16 protein-coding genes and 2 tRNA genes are annotated in these 20,786 nt (G+C 40.3%); 7 read left to right on the top strand and 11 right to left on the bottom strand.

The annotated features are described in order from the left end of the window. The 3 genes from KKH91_01015 to KKH91_01005 form a co-directional block, all read left to right on the top strand. The coding region (locus tag KKH91_01015) for a hypothetical protein (GenBank protein ID MBU0951394.1) at positions 1 to 430 on the top strand (430 nt) is incomplete at its 5' end. Positions 431 to 474: 44 nt separating this feature from the next. Further along, positions 475 to 1,764 (top strand): phosphopyruvate hydratase, encoded by a 1,290-nt coding sequence (gene eno / locus KKH91_01010; GenBank protein ID MBU0951393.1) that lies wholly within the window; start codon positions 475 to 477, stop codon positions 1,762 to 1,764. Continuing rightward, positions 1,761 to 2,054, top strand: coding sequence for a septum formation initiator family protein (locus KKH91_01005; GenBank protein ID MBU0951392.1), 294 nt, complete (start codon positions 1,761 to 1,763; stop codon positions 2,052 to 2,054). The genes eno and KKH91_01005 overlap by 4 nt, the downstream gene beginning before the upstream one ends. A gap of 4 nt (positions 2,055 to 2,058) precedes the next feature. Here KKH91_01005 and KKH91_01000 read toward each other — a convergent pair whose 3' ends face one another. Continuing rightward, positions 2,059 to 3,273 carry a class I SAM-dependent rRNA methyltransferase gene (locus tag KKH91_01000; protein MBU0951391.1) on the bottom strand — a complete coding sequence of 405 codons (1,215 nt, stop codon included), beginning with the start codon at positions 3,271 to 3,273 and terminating at the stop codon, positions 2,059 to 2,061. A gap of 276 nt (positions 3,274 to 3,549) precedes the next feature. Between KKH91_01000 and KKH91_00995 the strand changes: the two genes are divergently transcribed. Together KKH91_00995 and KKH91_00990 are read left to right on the top strand one after the other, a co-directional pair. After that, positions 3,550 to 3,635, top strand: a tRNA-Leu gene (locus KKH91_00995). Positions 3,636 to 3,643: 8 nt separating this feature from the next. Then, on the top strand, positions 3,644 to 4,183 hold the full coding sequence (locus KKH91_00990; GenBank protein ID MBU0951390.1) for an A24 family peptidase: 540 nt from the start codon (positions 3,644 to 3,646) through the stop codon (positions 4,181 to 4,183). A gap of 96 nt (positions 4,184 to 4,279) precedes the next feature. Here the strand turns inward: KKH91_00990 and KKH91_00985 are convergent. The 6 genes from KKH91_00985 to KKH91_00960 all read right to left on the bottom strand — a co-directional run bounded on the left by KKH91_00985 (position 4,280) and on the right by KKH91_00960 (position 13,103). After that, positions 4,280 to 4,361, bottom strand: a tRNA-Leu gene (locus KKH91_00985). A gap of 9 nt (positions 4,362 to 4,370) precedes the next feature. Next, complete coding sequence (gene secG, locus KKH91_00980) at positions 4,371 to 4,712, bottom strand: preprotein translocase subunit SecG (GenBank protein MBU0951389.1); 342 nt, start codon at positions 4,710 to 4,712, stop codon at positions 4,371 to 4,373. Next, complete coding sequence (locus KKH91_00975) at positions 4,713 to 5,906, bottom strand: phosphoglycerate kinase (GenBank protein ID MBU0951388.1); 1,194 nt, start codon at positions 5,904 to 5,906, stop codon at positions 4,713 to 4,715. A gap of 5 nt (positions 5,907 to 5,911) precedes the next feature. Further along, a complete protein-coding gene (gene gap, locus KKH91_00970; protein MBU0951387.1) occupies positions 5,912 to 6,964 on the bottom strand; it encodes a type I glyceraldehyde-3-phosphate dehydrogenase in 1,053 nt (350 codons plus the stop codon). A gap of 158 nt (positions 6,965 to 7,122) precedes the next feature. Beyond that, entirely contained in the window at positions 7,123 to 7,830 is a 708-nt protein-coding gene (locus tag KKH91_00965; GenBank protein ID MBU0951386.1) for a ComF family protein, read from the bottom strand. A gap of 2 nt (positions 7,831 to 7,832) precedes the next feature. Continuing rightward, positions 7,833 to 13,103 (bottom strand): autotransporter outer membrane beta-barrel domain-containing protein, encoded by a 5,271-nt coding sequence (locus tag KKH91_00960; protein MBU0951385.1) that lies wholly within the window; start codon positions 13,101 to 13,103, stop codon positions 7,833 to 7,835. A gap of 74 nt (positions 13,104 to 13,177) precedes the next feature. On the opposite strand from KKH91_00960, the gene KKH91_00955 reads away from it, so the two are divergent. Both KKH91_00955 and KKH91_00950 read left to right on the top strand, forming a co-directional pair. Beyond that, positions 13,178 to 14,275 carry an LptF/LptG family permease gene (locus KKH91_00955; protein ID MBU0951384.1) on the top strand — a complete coding sequence of 366 codons (1,098 nt, stop codon included), beginning with the start codon at positions 13,178 to 13,180 and terminating at the stop codon, positions 14,273 to 14,275. Beyond that, entirely contained in the window at positions 14,272 to 15,372 is a 1,101-nt protein-coding gene (locus tag KKH91_00950) for an LptF/LptG family permease (protein MBU0951383.1), read from the top strand. The genes KKH91_00955 and KKH91_00950 overlap by 4 nt, the downstream gene beginning before the upstream one ends. 1 nt (position 15,373) lies before the next feature. Here KKH91_00950 and KKH91_00945 read toward each other — a convergent pair whose 3' ends face one another. Genes KKH91_00945 through KKH91_00930 form a run of 4 tightly spaced genes read right to left on the bottom strand, consistent with a single transcriptional unit; the run spans position 15,374 to position 20,783 of the window. Next, positions 15,374 to 17,017: a conjugal transfer protein TraF gene (locus KKH91_00945; protein ID MBU0951382.1), complete on the bottom strand. Its 1,644-nt coding sequence runs from the start codon at positions 17,015 to 17,017 to the stop codon at positions 15,374 to 15,376. A gap of 30 nt (positions 17,018 to 17,047) precedes the next feature. Further along, positions 17,048 to 18,256 (bottom strand): hypothetical protein, encoded by a 1,209-nt coding sequence (locus tag KKH91_00940; protein MBU0951381.1) that lies wholly within the window; start codon positions 18,254 to 18,256, stop codon positions 17,048 to 17,050. Between the two features lie 15 nt (positions 18,257 to 18,271). Beyond that, positions 18,272 to 19,021 carry a hypothetical protein gene (locus KKH91_00935; protein ID MBU0951380.1) on the bottom strand — a complete coding sequence of 250 codons (750 nt, stop codon included), beginning with the start codon at positions 19,019 to 19,021 and terminating at the stop codon, positions 18,272 to 18,274. 25 nt (positions 19,022 to 19,046) lie between these two features. Next, positions 19,047 to 20,783, bottom strand: a complete 1,737-nt coding sequence (locus KKH91_00930) for a FecR family protein (protein ID MBU0951379.1) — start codon at positions 20,781 to 20,783, stop codon at positions 19,047 to 19,049. Positions 20,784 to 20,786: the final 3 nt, after the last annotated feature.

Raw genomic sequence — 20,786 nt, 5'->3', positions numbered from 1 at the left:
CATTTGTAAACACTATGGCTCAGCCGTTTATATTCCATACTCCAATTATACGAAGATATTGGAATGTTATCCATCTCTCGAGCTTACGCTCGGAGAATTCCAGAGGACTGGCTTAAACAAAGCGGTTAATTATTATGAGAAATCAATATCCATGGATAAAGCCCATTCGGAAAGAAGCGCTTTTGATTTGGGTGAAATTTACCGCAAAACAGGCAGAATTGATGATGCTATCCGCGCCTATAACATTTCCGTAGGCGCCAGGAATTACGGAGAGGTTTATAACTGCCTGGGTAATTGTTACTGGATGAAAAATGATTTTTTGCAGGCGCAAAAATACTGGGAGTTGGCTGTGAAATTGGGCCTGCCAAAACCTGAAGACCAAAAAATAGCAGAAAACAATTTACAAATACTCCAAAAAAAGATAAAATAGACGGATTGCAAATTAATTTTTGAGGAAACAAAAGGAGAGAATTTATGTCAAAGATTAAGAATGTTCATGCACGTGAAATCCTTGATTCAAGAGGAAACCCAACAGTAGAAGTGGATGTAATATTAGAAAACGGGGTTTTAGGCAGGGCAATGGTCCCGTCCGGCGCATCAACAGGAACCCGGGAAGCCCTCGAAATGAGAGACGGCGACAAATCCCGTTACCTGGGCAAGGGCGTATTAAAAGCAGTAGGCCACGTTAACGATACAATCGCAGAAAAATTAATAGGACTGGACTCCGGAAAACAGATTGAAATCGACAGGCTGATGATTTCAATGGACGGCACTGAAAATAAATCAAAACTTGGCGCTAATGCAATTCTTGGAGTGTCTCTTGCACTTTGCAGAGCGGAAAGCATATCGCAGAAAATGCCGCTTTATGAATATATTCGCAAATGCTACAGCATTAAATCAAATGATTATATTCTCCCCGTTCCACTGATGAATATTTTAAACGGCGGCGAACATGCGGACAACAACGTTGATCTTCAGGAATTTATGATTGTTCCTTCAGGCGCAAACAAATTTGCTGAATCTTTAAGAATGGGCGCGGAAGTTTTCCATAACCTGAAATCAGTATTAAAAAAGAAAGGTTACAACACCTCAGTCGGCGATGAAGGCGGATTTGCCCCTAATTTGAGTTCAAACGAAGAGGCGCTTTCATCTATAGTTGAAGCAATAGAAAAAGCCGGATATAAACCCGGAAAAGACGTCTACCTTGCGCTTGACAGCGCGGCCAGCGAACTTTATGAAAATAAGGTTTATACTCTTGAAGGCGAACCGAAAGACAAGACGAAAACATCAGAGCAGATGATAGATTTCTATGACAACCTGATAGGCAAATATCCGGTAGTTTCCATTGAGGACGGATTATCCGAAGCTGATTGGGACGGCTGGAAAAAAATGACAGAAAAACTCGGTAAAAAAATACAGATTATCGGCGACGATATTTTTGTAACAAATACTAAGATTTTTACCGAAGGAATAAAAAAAGGCATTGCAAATTCTATATTAATTAAAGTAAATCAGATTGGTTCTTTAACTGAAACAGTGGAAGCTGTCCAACTGGCTTTTAAATCAGGTTATACTGCGGTTATTTCGCACAGGTCAGGTGAAACTGAAGATTCTTTCATTGCTGATTTATCAGTAGCTTTGAATACCGGGCAGATTAAAACAGGTTCTGCTTCAAGGACAGACAGGGTTTGCAAATATAACCAGTTAATGAGAATTGAAGAGGAGCTTGGTTCAAAAGCTAAATTTGTCGGATTTAAGAGATGAATTTCCGGGCAATATTCTCAAAAAAGAATAGAAAAATTCTCATAGCTGTAATTATCGCAGCGGTTTTGATTTTTAACAGAGGATTTTTCAATCTTGTTAAGAGAAATATTGAAGTTTATAAGATTAAGAAGGAAGTTGTTAAACTCCAGCTTGAAAATGCGCGTTTAAGAAAAGAGATATACCTTCTTGACAGCAACGAAGCTTATATTGATTATCGCATCAGAAGGGGCCTGGGCTACATAAAAGAAGGCGAAATCGAATACCGTTTCCCCACAAACAAGAAAAAGTAAATATTTATTGTTTCTGGAGGATCCAGCACTGCAGGTAACGGCCTTCGGGGAAGGTCAAAGGCCAGGCGTGGTCAACATCATGCCCGAATTTTTCAAGCACTTTTATTTTACAACCGCTTGAAATAGCGGAATTAAAAAGCATTTTTTGAAAATCATCTTCTGATACATAAGAACTGCAGCTCAAACTAAACAGTATCCCGCTGCTTTTCAGCTTTTTCATAGCTATTGAATTGAGCCGCTTATACCCTTCCAAAGCATTCCTGATTTTGTCTTTGCTTTTTACAAATGACGGCGGGTCAAGTACTATTGCATCGACATTATCATTTATAACCTGCGTTAAATACTCGTAAATGTCAGAATGAATCGTTCTAATTCTATTACCAAAACCGTTTAATTTTGCGTTTTCTTTTGCAATTTCATTTGCTGTATCTGAGCTGTCAATATGTTCTATTTTTTCAACCCCGGCCCGGGCCGCATACTGATTGAAACTGCCTGTATAGCCGAAATAATTCTGCAAAAACTTAACATCCATATTTTTACACCATTTTTCGATTTTGTTTCTAACCTGCCTGAGGTCCAGGAAATACCCGGTTTTTTGCCCCATCCTTATATCGACAACGGCTTTAAGGCCATCTTCCTCAATTATATGTTTTTCAGGCAGCTTGCCGTGCAAAATACCTGTAGGCATCGTAGCAAGGCCTTCTTTTTTTCTTACGTCAATATCACTGCGTTCATAAATTGCAACAGGGTTCCACAATTGCTTTATTATTGAAATCCATAATTCCCTCTTTTTATCCGCAAATAACGTGTGCAATTGAATAACAAAAATCAGCCCATAGCGGTCAATGACTAGGCCGGGGATATTGTCGCATTCGGAAAATACCAGGCGGTAATTCTTTTTTTCTTCAGATAAACTGCTTATTCCGAGCAACTTTTCTTTTGTTTTTGCAAGATTCTTTACATTTTTTGAAAACCAGTCATCAGCAATTTTCTCTTCCGTTTTCCAGGACATTATTCTTAAACGAATATCGCTGTTTAAATTGTAAGCGCCCTGGGCGAATATTTTACCTGTTGTGTCTGCAATTGAAGCGATTTCCCCGTCTTCCATGCCTTTACTTACGTTTTCTATGGCTCCGGAGAAAACCCAGGGATGCCGGTTTTGAATAATTCTTTGCGACCGTTCCTGCTTTAGTGTGACAATTCTCGCGTTAATGTTCATGGTAATTTTATAACAAATTACGCTCAGTTTGTAAACTACAACACCCGTTTTTTGATTTTTAAATAAAAGTTTGTTATACTCTTTCTATGTCCATACGAAATTTAAGATTTAAAAAAAGCTTTCCTTTAAAATACAAAGAAAAGATAAAAACCAGCCGGTTATCTTTGGCCGTAATTCTCATATATAATTTTTGATTTTCTATTTAAAGTTTGTTATATTATGACTTAGCCCCAAAATTATTTTGAAAGAATTTTGAGGTTCGTACTATGCGAAAATGGGCGGATGGCGGAACTGGCAGACGCACAGGACTTAAAATCCTGAGTCTCTTAGGGGATGTGAGGGTTCAATTCCCTCTCCGCCCATAAATTATATGTTCCTAAATCTAATTCTTATTGCCTTCCTTGTAACCTGTTCAACCACTGACCTGCTTTTTCGTAAAGCCTACAACGCTGTAACTTATCCGATAATATTTTCCGGAATAATATTTAACACAATTTTTTATGGCCGCATGGGCTTGCTAGACAGCTTATTAGGAGCCCTGTTAGGACTGGTTCTGCTTATCGGTTTTTATTTACTTGGAGGCCTGGGCGCAGGCGATGTTAAGTTTATGATAGCAGTAGGAAGCCTTAAAGGATGGAATTTTACTCTTTTTGGAGGAATCTACGGCGCGATCATTGCAGGAATAGCGGCAATAATAATCATGGCTTTAAAAGGGACACTGTTAAAATCTTTAAAGAAAGTTTTTCATTTCTTTTTATTTCTTTTCACCCTAAAAACAGTTGTCCCCGTCGACAAAGAATCAACTATTTACCTGCCCTACTGTTTCTTTCTTTCCTTGGGAATTTTTATCAGATTGGCCGAAGTTTGCGGGTTTTTCTTTTGGGATTTATTCATCCATCGAACCGGCTAAATAACCAATGGTGCTTACAACAGGAACATCAATAGTATTATTGAAGCAAATCAGGAAACAATAGATAGGTGTTCAGTAGAAGAAATTATGAGTAAATGCCGAGGGCGGGACTTGAACCCGCATGCCGTAAAGCATACGCCCCTTAAACGTACGTGTCTGCCAATTCCACCACCCCGGCGAGGGTTTTTTATTTTGCTGGCGCAGGTGCCCCAGTTGGAGCCTGCGGAGCAGGAGCCTCTGCAGAAGGCGCAGAGACCGGTGCTTGAGGCATCTGGCTTGTAACTGTTCTTATCTTTTCACGATAACCGAAATATGTGAGCCCTATTGTCGAAATGAAAAATATGGCTGCAGCAATGATCGTAGTTTTACGTAAAAATTCAGAACCTGATGGCGTACTAAAAAGCTGATCCGAACCGCCACCGCCGCCCAAAACACCGCCAATTCCGCCGGCCTTGCCTGTCTGCATCAAAATTATCAGAATCAGAAAAACTGCCGCAATGATATTTATTATCAAAAGTAATGTATACATTTATTTCTCCGGTAAAACTGCTATGCCAGGCAGTATTTTGCCTTCAAGTAACTCCAGGCTTGCGCCGCCGCCGGTTGAAATATGAGACATCTTGTCGGATAATCCCATCTTTTTCACCGCTGCGACTGAATCACCGCCGCCCACAATTGAGATTGCGCCTTTGGCTGTCGCCTGGGCAATAAGTTTCGCTATCTGAAGCGTGCCGTTGGCAAATTTATCCACTTCAAACACTCCCATGGGGCCGTTCCAGACTATGGTTTTTGCTGAGAGAATAACGGAAGATATCCTCTCAATAGTCATTTTGCCAATATCTACTCCTATCCAACCGTCCGGAATTTCAACACCTGCTGTTTCCTTAGATTCTGCAGAACCGTCAATTTTTGTTGTAATTATATGGTCGATAGGAACAAACAGGTTGATATTCTTATCATCCGCTTTCTTTAATATTTTTGCGGCAATGTCAACTTTTTCCTGTTCAACCAGCGAATTTCCAATACTTATGCCTTTTGCTTTAAGAAAAGTGTATGCCATGGCTCCGCCGATAATCAACGCATCTACTTTGTTGAGCAGATTCTCAATTACCATAATTTTATCTGAAACTTTCGCTCCGCCCAAAATAGCAACATAAGATTTTTCGGGATTCTCCAGGGCTTTCGAAAAGTAAACTATTTCTTTTTCAAGCAGGAAACCAGCGCAGGAAGGCAGGTATTTTGCTATTCCTGCTGTTGAAGCATGGGCTCTGTGAACCGTACCAAATGCATCCTGGACAAATACTTCAGCCATTGAAGCCAGTTCGTTAGCGAAATTAGGGTCATTTTTTTCTTCGCCTTCGTTAAACCTCAGGTTTTCAAGCAGCAAAATTTCTCCGGACTGAAGGTTCATGGCAAGTTTTTTTGTTTCCGGATCGATACATCCCGGGGCCATTTTGACTTCCTGCTTTAACAATTCAGAAAGCCTCTTGGCGCAGGGTTTCATACTGTATTTTTCTTCCGGCTTGCTTTTGGGCCTGCCCAGATGCGACATCAAAATTATCTTTGCACTTTCTCTTTTGAGATAATTAATTGTCGGTAAAGTTTCGCGAATGCGTGTATCATCAGTGATGTTCAGGTTTGCATCTAAAGGAACATTGAAATCAACCCTGACGATTACCCTTTTATTTTTTAAATTTACATCTTTGATTGTCTTCTTCATGATTTTCCTTATAGCCCTTTTGAGATAACGTATTCAATAAGGTCGATTACTCTGTTTGAATAACCCCATTCATTGTCATACCAGGCTAAAACTTTTATAAAATTGCCTTCAATCACTTTTGTGCTCTTTGCATCAACAAAAGAACTGAGCGGGCAATGGTTGAAATCAATTGAAACAAGAGGTTCTTCGGTGTAGCCGAGAATCCCTTTAAGCGTGGTTTCAGAAGCTTTTTTTAAGGCTTCATTGATTTCTTTATCCGTTGTGGATTTTGAAAGCAGGGCTGTCAGATCAACAACAGAAACATTCGGCGTAGGGACACGGATAGAAAAACCGTCAAGTTTTCCTTTTAATTCAGGCATAACCAATCCGATAGCTTTTGCCGCGCCGGTAGAAGTTGGTATCATCGATAAGGCTGCTGCCCTTGAGCGCCTTAAATCTGAGTGCGCCATATCCTGGATTTTCTGATCATTTGTATAAGCGTGAATGGTTGTCATTAAACCTTTTTCAATTTTCCAGTTTTCATGGATTATCTTCGCTATAGGGCCCAGGCAGTTTGTGGTACAGCTGGCATTTGAAATTACATGGTGGTTCTTCGGGTCATATTTGCCTTCATTTACTCCGAGAACTATTGTAATATCTTCGCCTTCTGCCGGAGCTGATATAATTACTTTTTTTGCTCCGCCTTTTGTTATATGGTTTTCTGCTCCCTTTACCACTTTACCTTTTTTATTTACACCGTCTTTTTTTATTGTGAAAAGCCCGGTTGATTCAACTACAATATCTACCCCGACATCTTTCCAGGGTAATTCCGCCGGGTCTGTTTTCTTAAATATTTTTATTTTTTTGCCGTTAACTGAGATTTCATCTTCTCCCGTAGCTTCTACTTTGCCATTAAACTGGCCGTGAACCGAATCGTACTTTAAGAGATGCGCATTTGTTTTTGCATCCGTTAAATCGTTAACCGCAACCAGCTCCATATTCTTCGAGTTTCTTTCCAGTAAGCTTCTTGATACCAGCCGGCCTATTCTTCCAAAACCATTAATACCGATTTTTACTGCCATAAATTCCTCCTATGTAAAATTGTTTTGATTAATTTGGGTTATTAAGGTAGGTGCCCAATTTGACTGAAAGTATTATATAAAACATGCAAAATGATGTCAAGTTTCTCCAACTCAATTGGAGAAACTTGTCCTGAAGCCATGGTGGCTGAAGGGCAAGTTCAAACATCTCTTGCGAGGGTGAGGCCGAAAACCTTATCTGCTCCGGCGGATTTTAACAATTTAGCGCACTGGTTGATGGTTTCACCTGTAGTTGATACATCATCAATAACAAGAATTGTTTTGCCTTTAAATATGCCGGGTTGTTTTAAACCAAAAGCATCATTAACATTAATCAGCCGATCTTTTCTTTTTAATTTTGCCTGGGGCTTTGTATATTTCTTTCTGCAAATTTCTCTCGTGACCAGAGGCTTTCTGTAATACAGAGCAACCTCATTTGCTAGAAGTTCGGATTGATTATAACCTCTTTTGAACTTTTTATACCAGTGAAGAGGAACAGGAACTAGCATGTCGACATTTAGCAGGTCGTCGTACTTCTGAATATAGTTTACAAGCATATTGCCGAAGGTTTTATTTAGATACTCTTTTCCTGAGTATTTGAAAGAATGTATTAAATCCTTGATTATACCTTTAAAAACACACACACCGCGGTTATATTCATAGTAAATTTTGCCTTCGGGGTGAAGGCAATTATAACAATGAGCCCCGCCGCTATGCAAAGGCAGGCCGCATTTTTGGCAAAATAATGTCTCAATGAATTCTATTTTTTTTATACATTCCGGGCAGATTCTTTTATTGCCATCCTGGATATATGCGCCGCAAGCTGAACAGGTAATAGGAAAGATGAAGTTTGTTATTTTTTTAAACATTATTAGAAGGAGATCGTCAGCCTGGCGTTTATACTGTATGAGGTCCAGTTTTTATCGCTTACTTCCCTGTTCATAAAACGATTATACCCGGCGCCAAGTTCGGATGACAGATTGTCCGAAATAGTGTAATTACCGCTGAGGGTTAACCCATACGTGGTAGTTTTTGAATTACCGATATTTATATCCGAGTCCGTTTTTGAATAAGAAAGGCTGGCATTGAAAATAAACCTGTTTGTTAAGGGCAGTGTTTTTCCTATGATGGGTATAAACATACCGCCGGGAAATGATGCGTCTTTATAAAAACTTATGCTCGCTGTTTCCGTACGTAAATCACTAGTAGGATTTTTTTTGATTCTTGCGCTTTCTGAAGGATCAAGATCATCGGGGTCGCCCGCCCAGGCCTTATTTTCAGAATAAGAATAACTGGGCGTAAGGGTCATGCCTAAAGCGTCAAAGCTGGGCTGAACTGAATAATTGAAGGATATTGAAACCCTGGTAAATTTTTTATCAATGTAACTGTAATCCCGGGCTCTTGAGTCGCCAAAAGTCAATGAAAGTGATTTTATATACCGTTTTGAATTAAAATGCATGCTGACAGCATTATCAATATTCCTGTTTTCTATCTGCGGTACGTCGGTATCATCGATAACATTATAAGAATTGTTCTGTTTATACCTATTAGTCAGGGTCAGGCTTGTGTCGGAAATATATTTGTCGCCGCCGAACATTTTTTCCATATCGTAAAGAGATACTGTAAGGTCGGGCCAGGTAAGGACCCGGTTCCGTGATTTAGACCCGCTAAACGAAAACGATTTTTGTTCTGAATAGCCCACAGAAGTTGAAGTCTTGCTCAAGGGCGATAATTTACCCGGCAAAGGAAGGCCTTCAAAAAGATTCCACCTGCCGGAGGAACTTATTGTGTCGCTTCTTGTCAATGAAGTCAAAGTCCCGTTCTTAAGAGGCTCTCTTATCCAGATATCGTTTAATGCAGGATAGGTACTGCCCACCCGGCTGTATTGATCTCCATCCTGGATTGAATAACTGGAGTTTAAACTTAAAGATTTTGTCGGGTTAAATTTAGGAAAAATTCTCCCTATCCCAAAATCCGCAGAAACACTGGCAGACCCGTTTCTTTGTACGGATTTTGTTTTTGATATTTTATCAGGGTCGGTAATACCGGTAAAATCAAAATTTTCATTTGTAGACAAAGAATAATTGGCCCGGGGAACAAACCAGTCTGTAACTGTTAAAGAAGTCCCCAAACCTATTGTCTGACCGGCTGTTTTGTCATATTTTGGAAAATTCGGGATCCTTCTTTCTTCATAGGAATTTGTATGCGAATAGGACGGGTTGAGCGAAAACCTGTTCCAGAACATCTGGAAAGGTGCCGATACATTATATCTTTCCGTGTATTCCAGCTTAACCGGATTTTGCCCGGTATCACGCATAACTAGCCAGGGTTCGTCCCTGTTAATTGTGCGGCCTCCGCCTAAAGCTAGGCTTTGAGGTATAAAAGAGTCGATGGGATCAAACTTTGTTAATTTACCGATTGAATAATTTAAACTTGCATCCTGCGATTCCCTTGTGTTAGTTAAAAAGTACTTAGATGCTTCGTTAGATGAACTGGTTGTATTGACTGAATAATTATAGGACAAACTTGGCAGCCGGTTAATATTAAGCCTGGTACCTGCAGTGAAATTGGTTGTGATTACTCTTCCTTTTTGAAGTATAGATACATAATCTGCCGATTTGTCTATGCTGGTAGTGCGTGTTTCTGTCCTGCCTCCGGAAAAATTCATAGGCATAAAACCCAGCCGGGTAAAATTGAGGTTTCCCGATTGTTCAAAAGATTGCTGGGTACCTACAGCCCGGGCGTCAAAAGTTTCAAAATTGGGGTCTTTATATTTGTATGTTCCTCCAAAAGTTGCCCACCCGTCTATTCCCATGTTCGCATAAATTTTGTACGCATCACCCTGCCTGGATATAGAATCTGTCATGTGAATTTCATCAATCCAGATATAGCTGGGCTGTTGGGCTGGAATGGGCGGATAGGAAGTACTGCCAATAGTACCTGAACTTACAATTAAAAACTGCAAATAACTAACCTTTGCAAGATTCGGAGATCCTACTCCAAACCCTTTACCGGAACATTCAGCGGTTACTCCCTGTTCTGCCTGCCAGATTTCAGGAATTTTGTCGCCGTTAACATCAACCTGGTTGATTGTTATCTCTTTCCAACCGGACCAATCTACGAGTCTTTTATACTCAAAATAGTTTCCATCATTATCCGTGTTGGCTCTTAAAACTAATATTTCGCCCTTATTATCGCCATAGACGAAAAATTTCAATTTCTGGTGAACTGAAAAATCTTCTCCTGCTCCTAAACTCAACTTTGCGACAAAAGCGCCTGTCGATATCACGGGAATTGCGGTACTGTAGGAAAATTCGTAGTTCATTTCAAGAGCCTGTTCCTGCTTGAAAGTCCTGATAGTTTGTTTACCGTACAAGCTTTCATATTCGGACAGCATAGGCCCGCCTTCCTGGTTGAGGGCATGGTCGCGATAGCGTTTATCATCGTAATTATTAACAGCTTTAAGAACAAGCCCTGTGGGGGTCAAATTTTCCCACTTATTGCCTACTGCATCCATTTTTGCAATCCTGATTTCTCCAACCTTTCCCGGTGCGTGGATGGTTATTCTAATTTCTTTTATATAGAGCCAGGTATTTGAATCAATTTTTTGAATATCCCTTTGTATGCTGGCCCAGGAATTGTTGAAATCATTCATTTTTATTACGAATTTTTTATCCTGGTCTACCGCCTCATTAGTGTTGAAAATGCGATCACCGTCTAAATCCTCTGAATCAATAAGGCCGTTATTTGCCCCAACTCTCAATTGGTCTTTTTTTAACGGCCAGTCAGGCGCATTGAAAAGCCATCCTATATCCTCCCCATCGTTCAATACATTGTTAGTGCTTATATCTTCAGTATCGAATGACTTGTCATGATCAACATCTTCATTGAATTTCCCGAATTCTATAGTAATAAAGTCATCATCAGTAAACTGCGCGCCGGCTGTCTGTCTGCCAGCCAATTTCATTTCCATAGAAGTTTTTTTCGAAAAATCTATTCCGGTGGCTGATAACAATTGGGCCACAGCGCATTCTGAAGCTCTGGTTAAATCATAAGCTACTTTCAAAACGCTTTGTTTCTCGTCTTTGACCTGATCGATCCCGTAAATATCGCGCAATAATTGGTCTTCATTGGTTAAAGTTACCGCATCAGGCGGGTAATCCTGCACTGTCCAACCGTATTTCCAGGAATCTTTGGCTAAGGCAGGGCTTTCGGCCTGTTTTATTCCCTCCATGGAATCTATCATAGCTTTTCCGTAAGTATTCATATTACGCAAACTTTGCGCATACTCGCCGCCAAAACCCAAAGAGAGCGGGCCCCATCTTAAGTTCTGAATTCTAGAATCAATTTCTTTTATTTCCAGGTCACTCGCTACTGATTTCAGGTCAGGTATGGATTGAGGCCGGGGAGGAAAATTTTTCAAATAACTTACACCCACAAACATATTCCGCGTAAGGGAAAGCTCGTTGCGGATACCTACGAACGTCTCGCCGACCTGCAGTCCGCCAAACAGCGCATACTCGTAATTGACATCTATAACGCTGTTGTCATTAAACATGTTTTCGTTCAGGAAGGTAAACCTGCCTAGGTCATAATCCATTATATAGTCTTTATCCCTTTGCAATGTTTTGCCATCCATTACAATCTGTTCGGATTGAGGAATCATGGAACCGGGCGGATTTAAATCAAATTGTTTGGTTCTGAACCTGTATTCAATATAAAACTTATAGAGAGCATGAGTACCTACACCCTGGTATGCGGGAGACGGAAAAACATTCCAGGGATTTCCTGAACTGTCAACGATATTGAAAACACCGCTTTCAAAATCTATTTTTATATTCTCCGAGTACTTGGGTATTGCATCCAGTCCTGTGTCGCGTTTCCATTCCGCAAGTGTAGGTTCTTCCCCTGAATCCTTAACAATTTTTAAGAAAAAATTTCCTCTGTCGTTATCCCGTACAATCTGCGTCCTATTCAGGTTATAGTAAGATTTAATTTCTCTGGTAATACCAGAGGTATTTTGATCGTCTTTAATAAGAATGTAATTCGTTGAGCCCGGCAGGGTATTTACCAGATGGCTGCCGTCCGTTCTTTTGTAATTTACGATTACAACCGCATTGTCCTGGAGCGAATTTCGGAAAATAATAATTCCTTTTGAATAATCGATGGTATAATCCCCCTTTGCAGAAAGGAGGCGGTCAAATTTTCCAACGCTCCCCATAATTACATCGCGGGTGGTGTAACTTGAAAACGCCAGGTCTTTAGAACCATTAACCAGGTCATTATTTGGATTTTTATCATCTATGTAAATTTCTTCGCTCCCGTCATTGTTAATGGTTTCTGTGCTAAAAAAAGTTAACTGGTAATATTTTCTTTTGGCGTAACTAGTATCCTGAATTACGGGCTTTTCCATCTGGGTGCTTCCTGTAAATTTCTTGCTGACCGGGGTGCCTTTGGCCTGGCTGCCGACAAAATAGGTTCTTAAATTTTTATATTTTGTGGTCAATTTTATACCGAAGGCCTGCCTGCCGTATCCTACGAATTCAGTACCCGGCAGTGAAAGCATAATATCGCCGAAAACCGCTTCCTGCACAACTTCATCAGGATCTCCGTGATAAGCAACCGAAATATCCCTCACATCAGGCTGGGTATCATCAAAATTGACGTTAACTTTTATTTTTTTGCCTACCTGTCCGCTGATTTTTACTACGAGAGATTGTTCCATTTCAAAACTGCCGGAATCCTGGTTTGCCGGCAAAGAATTGTTGTCGTATTTCCTGAAAGAGTATTTCATTCCGATGACTTTCGAACCCTGGATGGATAACCTGGTTTCATAGGGCAGTTCAATGGTACCGCCTGTAGACGGCGGAGGCAGTTCAGGCCCGATGACAACAACTGTCGATTTTTCAGCTTTTTCGCCCGGTTTACGGCCTTCTTCGATAGCCTTGCGCATCTCGCGCCATTGATCGCGGGTATACTGGAAAAAAGACTCGTCATCGATATTCGAAGGAGAAGTTGTGTCTATTTGTACCTGCTCTTCCTGGCCAACCTGAGGTTGAGCTACCGATGGGCTCTGTGGATGGATATAGCTTATCTCAGAAAATACCGGTACTGCGGCAATAATTGGTAGAATTGACAGCACTAGGAGCTTAAAAAATCCCTTTTTCACGGGAATATTATAGCGAATTTTTCGCTTTTTTGCTATAATTTCTGAGTATGAATATTTTGACGAAATATATTTATAAAGAATCAATAAAATCCTTCGTTATTGGAATGATTGTCTTTACTTTCGTGTTAGTGCTGAACAATCTGTTCCAACTTATGGATTTATTGATAAACAAGGGCGCAGGAGTATTGGTTGTTACACAGTTAATAACATACCTTGTCATGTCGCTTTTCACCGTCACGGTGCCGATGTCTCTGCTTTTTTCTGTACTGCTTACCTATGGAAGAATGTCAGAAGACCGTGAAATAACAGCCCTTAGTTCCGCGGGCATCAATACTTTCAGGTTTACTTTCCAGCCGTTACTGCTGGCTCTTGTTTTAAGCCTTATGCTTTCCTGGCTGAATCTTGAAGTGCTTCCGAAAATACATTCTGAATTTTCACGTATATATTTTACGATTGCGAAAAAACAACCCCTAATGAAATTTGAGGAAAAGGCCCTTACCAAACTGGGAAACTACCGTATTTATATCAATGAAATAGATAACAACGCTAATGAGCTCCGCGGCGTGAATATTTATAAAATATCACCCCCTGCTGGAAATACGCAGATAATTGCAAAATCAGGTACTGCGAACATCGCAGAAAACGCTATAACTTTCAATTTAAAAGACGGAATATTGCAGGCCACCTCTTCTGACGATTCAGAAAAACTCACTCAATTTGCTTTTGATAATTACCTCATAACTATTTCTTTGTTCGAAGAACAAAAAAATAATGCACAGGCAGCTTCGACCTTAAGAGAAATTTCCTCGGAAGACCTGTTGAAAGAAATTAAATTTGCCAGGGAGCATAAAACAGAAACAGCGCGATTTGAAACCGAATATAATTTAAGGTGGGTAATAGGTTTTGCCGCATTATGCCTGGTGCTTATCGGCTTGCCTACGGGCATAATAACAAATCGGGGCGGAAGAACCGTAGGGTTCGCCCTTAGCCTGGGAATAATCTGCGCATACTACTTTATTTTAATCGGTTCCATTTCCGCAACTGAAAGAATCCCGAAACTGCCTATCGCTCTTGTGCTTTGGCTGCCGAATATTTGCGCTTTTACAGTAGGATTATTTTTGATGATAAAATTATTAAAAAGATGAACAAAAAAAATATCTTAAAAAAATACATACTAAAAGAATTCCTGGAATCTTTCCTGTTCGGGCTGGCATTTTTTTGTTTAATCTTTCTTCTCTCTGAATTTTTCTTCCGCCTGCCTGACTTTATAAGTTTCAAGGCTTCGTTTGCCTTTATTCTAAAATATATGGGGGCTCTTCTGCCCATGTGGCTGAAGGATTCTATGCCTGTTGCCGTGCTGGTAGGCATTGTTTTTTCTTTAAACCGCTTGTCCCATGATAACGAAATTACCGCAATCAAGTCCTGTGGAATAAACCTGCCTTCTCTTTTTGCGCCCGTATTTTTGGCAGGGTTAGTGCTGGTTCTCTTTGGAATAGTCCTCAATAACGAACTTGTACCCAGGGGATTTGCTAAAACAATCCAGATGCGCGAAATCGGGCTTTACAATAAACAGGCCGAAGGCCCCGCGCTTCAACATAAAGGAATTGTTTACCATAGTTTAGACGGCAGGAACTTTTCCATTGATGCTTTTGACCCAAAAACCGGCATAATTTATAATGTCATAATAGATAAATTCAATTCTAAATATTCATTGATTGAACAAACTTTCGCCAGGCAGATGATTTACAACAACGGAAAATGGGTTTTAAAATATGTTACGGAACGCAAATTTACTGACGGCGGCAGGGAACTGCTCTCCGAAAAGAAACTGGCAGAAAAAGTACTTACTATACCTGAAAAACCGGAAGATTTTATCCCGGCAAAAACTGATATTGATTTATTGACCACTTATGAGCTTAAAGATGAAATAATGAGGCTGAAAAATGCGTCACAACCGGCTATTAAACAGACAGTAGCCTACCAATTAAGATTTTCATACCCGTTTTCAAGCCTGGTTGTTATGTTTTTAGGATTGCCTTTGGCCCTGGGATTAGGCGGGAAATATGCAAAAGTAAGAGGGGTTGGGTATGTACTTGTTATATCCTTCTTTTACTGGACGCTGATGTCTTTAGGAAGGGTTTTAGGCGAGGCCAGAATCCTGCCGCCTGTTCTTGGCGCGTGGTTGTGCAATATTGTATTCCTGCTGACCGGAATAACACTCTTCACCAAAATTTCGAAATAAATCAAAATTCAAGCCCCAGGCCCAACTGGCCGGAAACGTTTGAAGGGATTCCTGAAGAATCCGTATCAATCTTTGTCATTGTAGTACTCATAGCCCCTGACAAATCTATAACAAAGCGGCCCAGATTTAAACCTATTCCTGCAGTATATGCTGAAGTATCCTTGGTTGAGGCAAGATTTTTCATCATACCAAAACGCAGGGGCAGATTGAAATAAGATTCATTTACTAAATTAATTTCCACTCCCAGGGACCAATACCTGCTGTTATAATCCGGAATCAGCGTTGTATTATTTGTAATATCAATATCGCTTGAAAGCAAAATCCAGTTTAAAGGATAAAAAGCCGCACCGGCTCTTATCTGAGGGTCAAGGGTAATTGTGTCCTCTCCGTATGAAAGCGCAGCTTCAGGCATTGCGAATTTCGGGCTGTTGATATTTTTTAGAGTCAAACCAAAAGATGAACGCCAATCCTGCTTTTTATCATAGAAAAAACCAAGGTCAAAACCAAACTGGGATGAATTTTTTGTATTTTTTGACATATCCGACACAGAATCATCAAGGCCAACTTTGTTATCACCGCCGGTATTTTCAAAAAGAAGTTTTCTATAAAATCCTGTCTGGCCCATCATCATCTTTAATGTACCGCCCAAGTATAAATCCTTAAAGTATAGCGGCCAAGCTGCGCTTAAACCAATTTCAGTAACACTTAAACCGCGTATAGTAAGGTTTGACTTATTATTGGAAAAAGAATTCCGGGGATCTGCCGAACCTAAAACAAGTTCAAGGATAGGCTTGCTTTCTTCTATAATGGCTATTGAATCTTTCAAGTCCTGTTCGGTGGAGCCGTTATTGACTGCTGTGTTTACAAGAACATTCGCAATCATATCTGTTGTAAAAGGAGTACCGTCTGGCAAAGTTGCTGGAACTTCAACACCAGCTTTTTTCAAATCGAGCAACAACCAGTCAAGCTGTGTCTTTATCTGTGCTGTTTCATCAGTATATTGCGCATCCGGGGAATTAATGAATTCAGTGCTGATGTTGATACCTTCAAAATTCTGGCTGCTGTCTCCGTGAGACAAGATACCTGACCTTAATCTGGAACCTGTCGGCACATTGAACGTGCCTGAACCAAGGTAAAAACCATAAATTTCCGTATAAGGCCTGATGCCGATTAACGAGTAATTATTCACAGTCAGCACATATTTACCTACTCTTACACCTAAACCTCCTGCAATATTTATAATCGTTCCATTGCCCGCAGCGCCTACGCCCTTAAGGTTTTTTATTGCGGAAGAAATGGCGCCTATTTGTTTAATATCCAGCCCGCTGCCGTTTTTCTGGGAACTCTGTAATTGTGAAAACTGATCGCTGAATTTTACAATATTATTTGCATTTTCCAACAAATTCCCCGTAATTTCCGCGCCGGCGCCAAAATTAAATTTCAAATCAAACCCCTCCTGTAAATCCAAGGCTCCCGGGTTCCAGTAGGCGCCCAAAGATGTTTGGGCGATAGCTGTATAAGCCCCGCCCAGGCCCAAAGCCCTGGGGCCTGCAACGATAAACGGAGTACAAAATAAAGTTCCCGTTGAAAAAACCAACAACGAAAAAACCATTGTTGTTTTTAAAACAATTTTTTTTGAGAACATAGAATTATCCCCCATGATTTACAGCAGATTTTAATATCTTAAGGAGTATCTTATCCCAATAAAGTGGCCTGAATAGTTATAAGGCATGTACTTTTCAAACTTCATATTTGAAGATTGCTGCTGGAAAGTGTAGAAAAGAGAGGTGGTGGAAACATCGCTTGACTTTTTATTAAATGCAAAAGACAACAAGAACAATGTAGTGCTCTGCCTGCCGCCGACAAATAAATTATTTTCATCTCTCGGAGAACGGGAGGAATAAAATTTATATTTGTATTCCGGACTGAAAACAAAATCCCATTTTTTTGCCAAAGCAAAAGTAACCGGAAAACCAGCCGATATTTCAGAGTAACTGTTAAAATCAGCCTGATAGGATACTGGAACGGTTGACCCGGCTGTTAAAAAATGCTGATAGTTCTGGTTTGACCCTCTGTTTTTGTAACTAATAAACATATTCATTATTATGCTTTCAGAAAACTTTTGGGTTCTTTCCGCCCCCAGGTTCAAGATAATGTCCCTCTGCAGGTCGGAAGAATAATAGGTACCGTCAGGCTGAGTAACATTTGTTATGACTTTCTGTTTTATATAGTTTTGAAGGGTAAGGCCGAAACTAAACCTGTTTTCCTCATAATCCAAATTGGACCGGATCTGTATAAGGTTATGGTCCTGTTTCCCGGACTGGGATTCTGCATCAGCTGAACCGGACTGCAATTCAGAAACGAGATCGGTATAGTTAGGAAAAGTCAAAACGCTGTATTGAATTGCTGAATCCAATTTAAAAGTTTCAAAATTTATTTCTGCATCAACCATACCCCCGGATCTGACATAATCATATAGGCCGTAACCCCAGGCTTCATTGGCGCCGGTTCTGCGGTTTTCAATCATATTGTCCAATTGCGCCTTAAAAGTGTACTTGTTATTATAAACCCAGTTATGCCTTACTACCAACAAATAGTCCATATACCTGTCAGAGAAACTTTCACCTTCTTCCTGCGTCAACCCCGGCCCTACATATTTTATTTCGTAAAAACCGACTAAAGTATGCCTGGGATGAATTTTAGCAAGCAGGCCGACATCATTTACCAGATTCAAGGAAAATTCTGAACTGCCTCTTGAAGGTATCGCCGCGCCTTGGGTAAACTGAAAATCGTAATAGGGCGCAACCGACGCCGCTCTAAGCAGTGAGCAACAGAGCATAAGCGGCAAAAGGATTGTAAGAATTTTTATCTTTGTATTTTGCATTTTAAAAATTATTCCTCAAAAGTACCAATGCCAGGCCAGAAAAGGGTGAACTACAAACAGGCCCTCGGGATAAATATTAAAACCTAATTCAAGGTTTTTTGTATACCACGCAACCCTGGAAACTACTTTTTTTGTTTTTAAACCATAACCTAAATGCGCAACTACACGTTTTGGCGGGTCTTCCCGGACTTGATTTTCAATACCCGTGAAAATAAATGTATCTCCTACATTTACTGAAAGCTGGCTTAATTTGAATGCGCCGAATTCTATAGGTTTATCAAAATTGGTTATGAGTTCTGTTTTCGAATAATTTATACCGGCATAAAGCCTGGTGTTTTCTGCAACTTCTTTGGTGACAACCACCCCGATGGCATAATCCGAGTTAGAAAGTTTTGTTGCACTGCTGGCGACCATGTCAAGAACCGCCATTTTCCCATATTCGCCCAATAAATCAACCTGCGGCACCCACGGGCTAAAACCGCCGTCTGAAAGTATTTTTACCTTTAAATTCATATTCAGCCAGGTTGTTGGAAAAGTGGTTGGGTAAAAATTAGTCCTTAATGTTACGTTTTTATCTTTAATTACAGGGGTGAAATCGACATTGTCGGAATGAAGGTTAAACAGAAAATCTCCGGGATTATCCAAAAACTTTAAACCCAGATTTATCGCTTCCTTGCCTATATCAGAAGATGCAAAATCATCACCGCAATAAAGGCAGGTTTGCGCGGACAGTATAACCAGGAAAGCAACAATTAATCTTACCAAAATAAATGTCTACCTTTCTTAAATTTTATAAACGCATGCTATTATTATTTTTGTCGCTTTTCGAACCTGTATCAATTTTATCAAACTGTGAAGCAATCTTCTGGGCTATCGGTATGAAAATATCCGGCGTGTAAACCAGGTCCAGATTGCCCCGCTCAAAAAAATTATTCAAATTACCGTAATTGTTCCTGACAGTATCCTTCACAGTTATAGGAATATCTTCAGAATCTACTCCCTTTATTCCTGCAAACAGCAGGCTGCCGCTGTCGCCTATCCTGCAAAACATAACATTCTGAAAAGCTATTTCTTTGAGGAGAACAAAAGGATTTACGCTGGAATCAGAAAAATTAGCGGCAGCTAAAATACCGCCGCTGTTATTTATAAGGTATGCTTCGCTGCCCATATAAACATATTTAATAGTATCGCCGGAGCTGAATTTACCGTCATTGTTCAAGTCACGGTAAAGCCTTATTTTCGGGGAAATGGCCCAGGACCAGAAAACATCATCTCCGCTGCTGTCTATGCCTTCCCCCGGGTCAAAATATAACGAATCCGTTTTCTCATAATCCTCATCATCTAATTTCCATTCACCGTCTTTACCTTTAAACAACGTGGAATGAGCCCATTCTTCTGACGTATTACCATGGGCATCGGTTTTTTCACCCAAATATGTATTATCCATCAATATTGAATCTTTGCCGTTAGAAAACTTCACTGTCATGCTTACAGGCTTCAAGGAATCGTTGTTAGAAGCAAAAGAAGGCCAGTCGGTAATATCTTCAGGCATAGCTAAGTTAAAAGTTATCTTAGCGTCAATTGAATCTATGCGCGCAGTGGAAGGCCCGTCATAGGTGAAATAGCCCTTGTATGAATAATCGCTTCTTTTGGTGATATTAATAAATTGCAGTGTTTTGGTGTCCGGGCGGAGCATCATTTGTTCCACTCTGACTACATTCCCAAAATTATCCCGCAGGGTCCTGCCGGTTGAAATATCTGATTCTTTTATTTCGTCTGTATATTCTTTCGCTGTTGCGACATCCGTTTTTACATCCATAACCAACTCGCGGATTTCCTGCCTTAATTCAGCCAGATCCTGTTTCATTTCTTCTTTTTGTGTTTTTTGTTCCTCAGGTGCAGGAGTTCCTTCAGTTTGTTGTTCTGCAGGAGCGCTGAAATCGGTCCAGCTATTATCGTTTACGACTTGCAGGTCATTTCCTTCAATCTGCTGTGGCGGAGTCATCTTACCCAGGGAATCAGATAAAGAAGAATTGCCTGCTTCAACTAAAGACGTGAGCTGGGATACAAGGCTCCCAAAATCAACCTTGCCTGCAATGACCAGTAATTGGCTCACAGATTCATCCATGAGTAAAATAAACTCGGTCCCGCGGACTGAAGCTACAGCTGTCGGCGTTTTTGCAGAAAATTTCATACCGAATTTTAAGGGAATTACCTTTGTGCGGATCCTGCCTGCTTGTAATACTATAGTCCTGGAATCGCTCTGCAACCGGGCAATCTGCAGCTGCGTGTTTTCTTTCAGCCAGACCGTAGTGCCGTCTTCGAAAAGAAGCTCCACTTTGCCGTTAGAAAATGTTTTCACAACATCATCCTGGTCAAGTTTCTGGTAAGGTTTTGGAGTAACCCAGCTTTTATTAACGCCGGACATGACTCCTACTTTACCTGATATTTTCGTAATGATAAGATCACAAAATGCCTGCGAAGAAAAAAACATAATTGATAAAACCAAAAGGTATATTTTTTTCATAGA

This window comes from Elusimicrobiota bacterium (genome assembly GCA_018816525.1).
GTDB lineage: Bacteria > Elusimicrobiota > Endomicrobiia > CG1-02-37-114 > XYA2-FULL-39-19 > OXYB2-FULL-48-7.
The sequence above is the reverse complement of the archived record's forward strand: the minus strand, read 5'-3'. Positions and strand labels throughout refer to the sequence as shown.

Coding starts and splice junctions, on each gene's coding strand:
- KKH91_00965 (MBU0951386.1), bottom strand. CDS start 7,830: ATGTTTAAAAAAATAACAAACTTCATCTTTCCTATTACCTGTTCAGCT.
- gap (MBU0951387.1), bottom strand. CDS start 6,964: ATGGCAGTAAAAATCGGTATTAATGGTTTTGGAAGAATAGGCCGGCTG.
- secG (MBU0951389.1), bottom strand. CDS start 4,712: ATGTATACATTACTTTTGATAATAAATATCATTGCGGCAGTTTTTCTG.
- KKH91_00950 (MBU0951383.1), top strand. CDS start 14,272: ATGAACAAAAAAAATATCTTAAAAAAATACATACTAAAAGAATTCCTG.
- KKH91_00945 (MBU0951382.1), bottom strand. CDS start 17,017: ATGTTCTCAAAAAAAATTGTTTTAAAAACAACAATGGTTTTTTCGTTG.
- eno (MBU0951393.1), top strand. CDS start 475: ATGTCAAAGATTAAGAATGTTCATGCACGTGAAATCCTTGATTCAAGA.
- KKH91_01005 (MBU0951392.1), top strand. CDS start 1,761: ATGAATTTCCGGGCAATATTCTCAAAAAAGAATAGAAAAATTCTCATA.
- KKH91_00955 (MBU0951384.1), top strand. CDS start 13,178: ATGAATATTTTGACGAAATATATTTATAAAGAATCAATAAAATCCTTC.
- KKH91_00930 (MBU0951379.1), bottom strand. CDS start 20,783: ATGAAAAAAATATACCTTTTGGTTTTATCAATTATGTTTTTTTCTTCG.
- KKH91_00940 (MBU0951381.1), bottom strand. CDS start 18,256: ATGCAAAATACAAAGATAAAAATTCTTACAATCCTTTTGCCGCTTATG.
- KKH91_01000 (MBU0951391.1), bottom strand. CDS start 3,273: ATGAACATTAACGCGAGAATTGTCACACTAAAGCAGGAACGGTCGCAA.
- KKH91_00990 (MBU0951390.1), top strand. CDS start 3,644: ATGTTCCTAAATCTAATTCTTATTGCCTTCCTTGTAACCTGTTCAACC.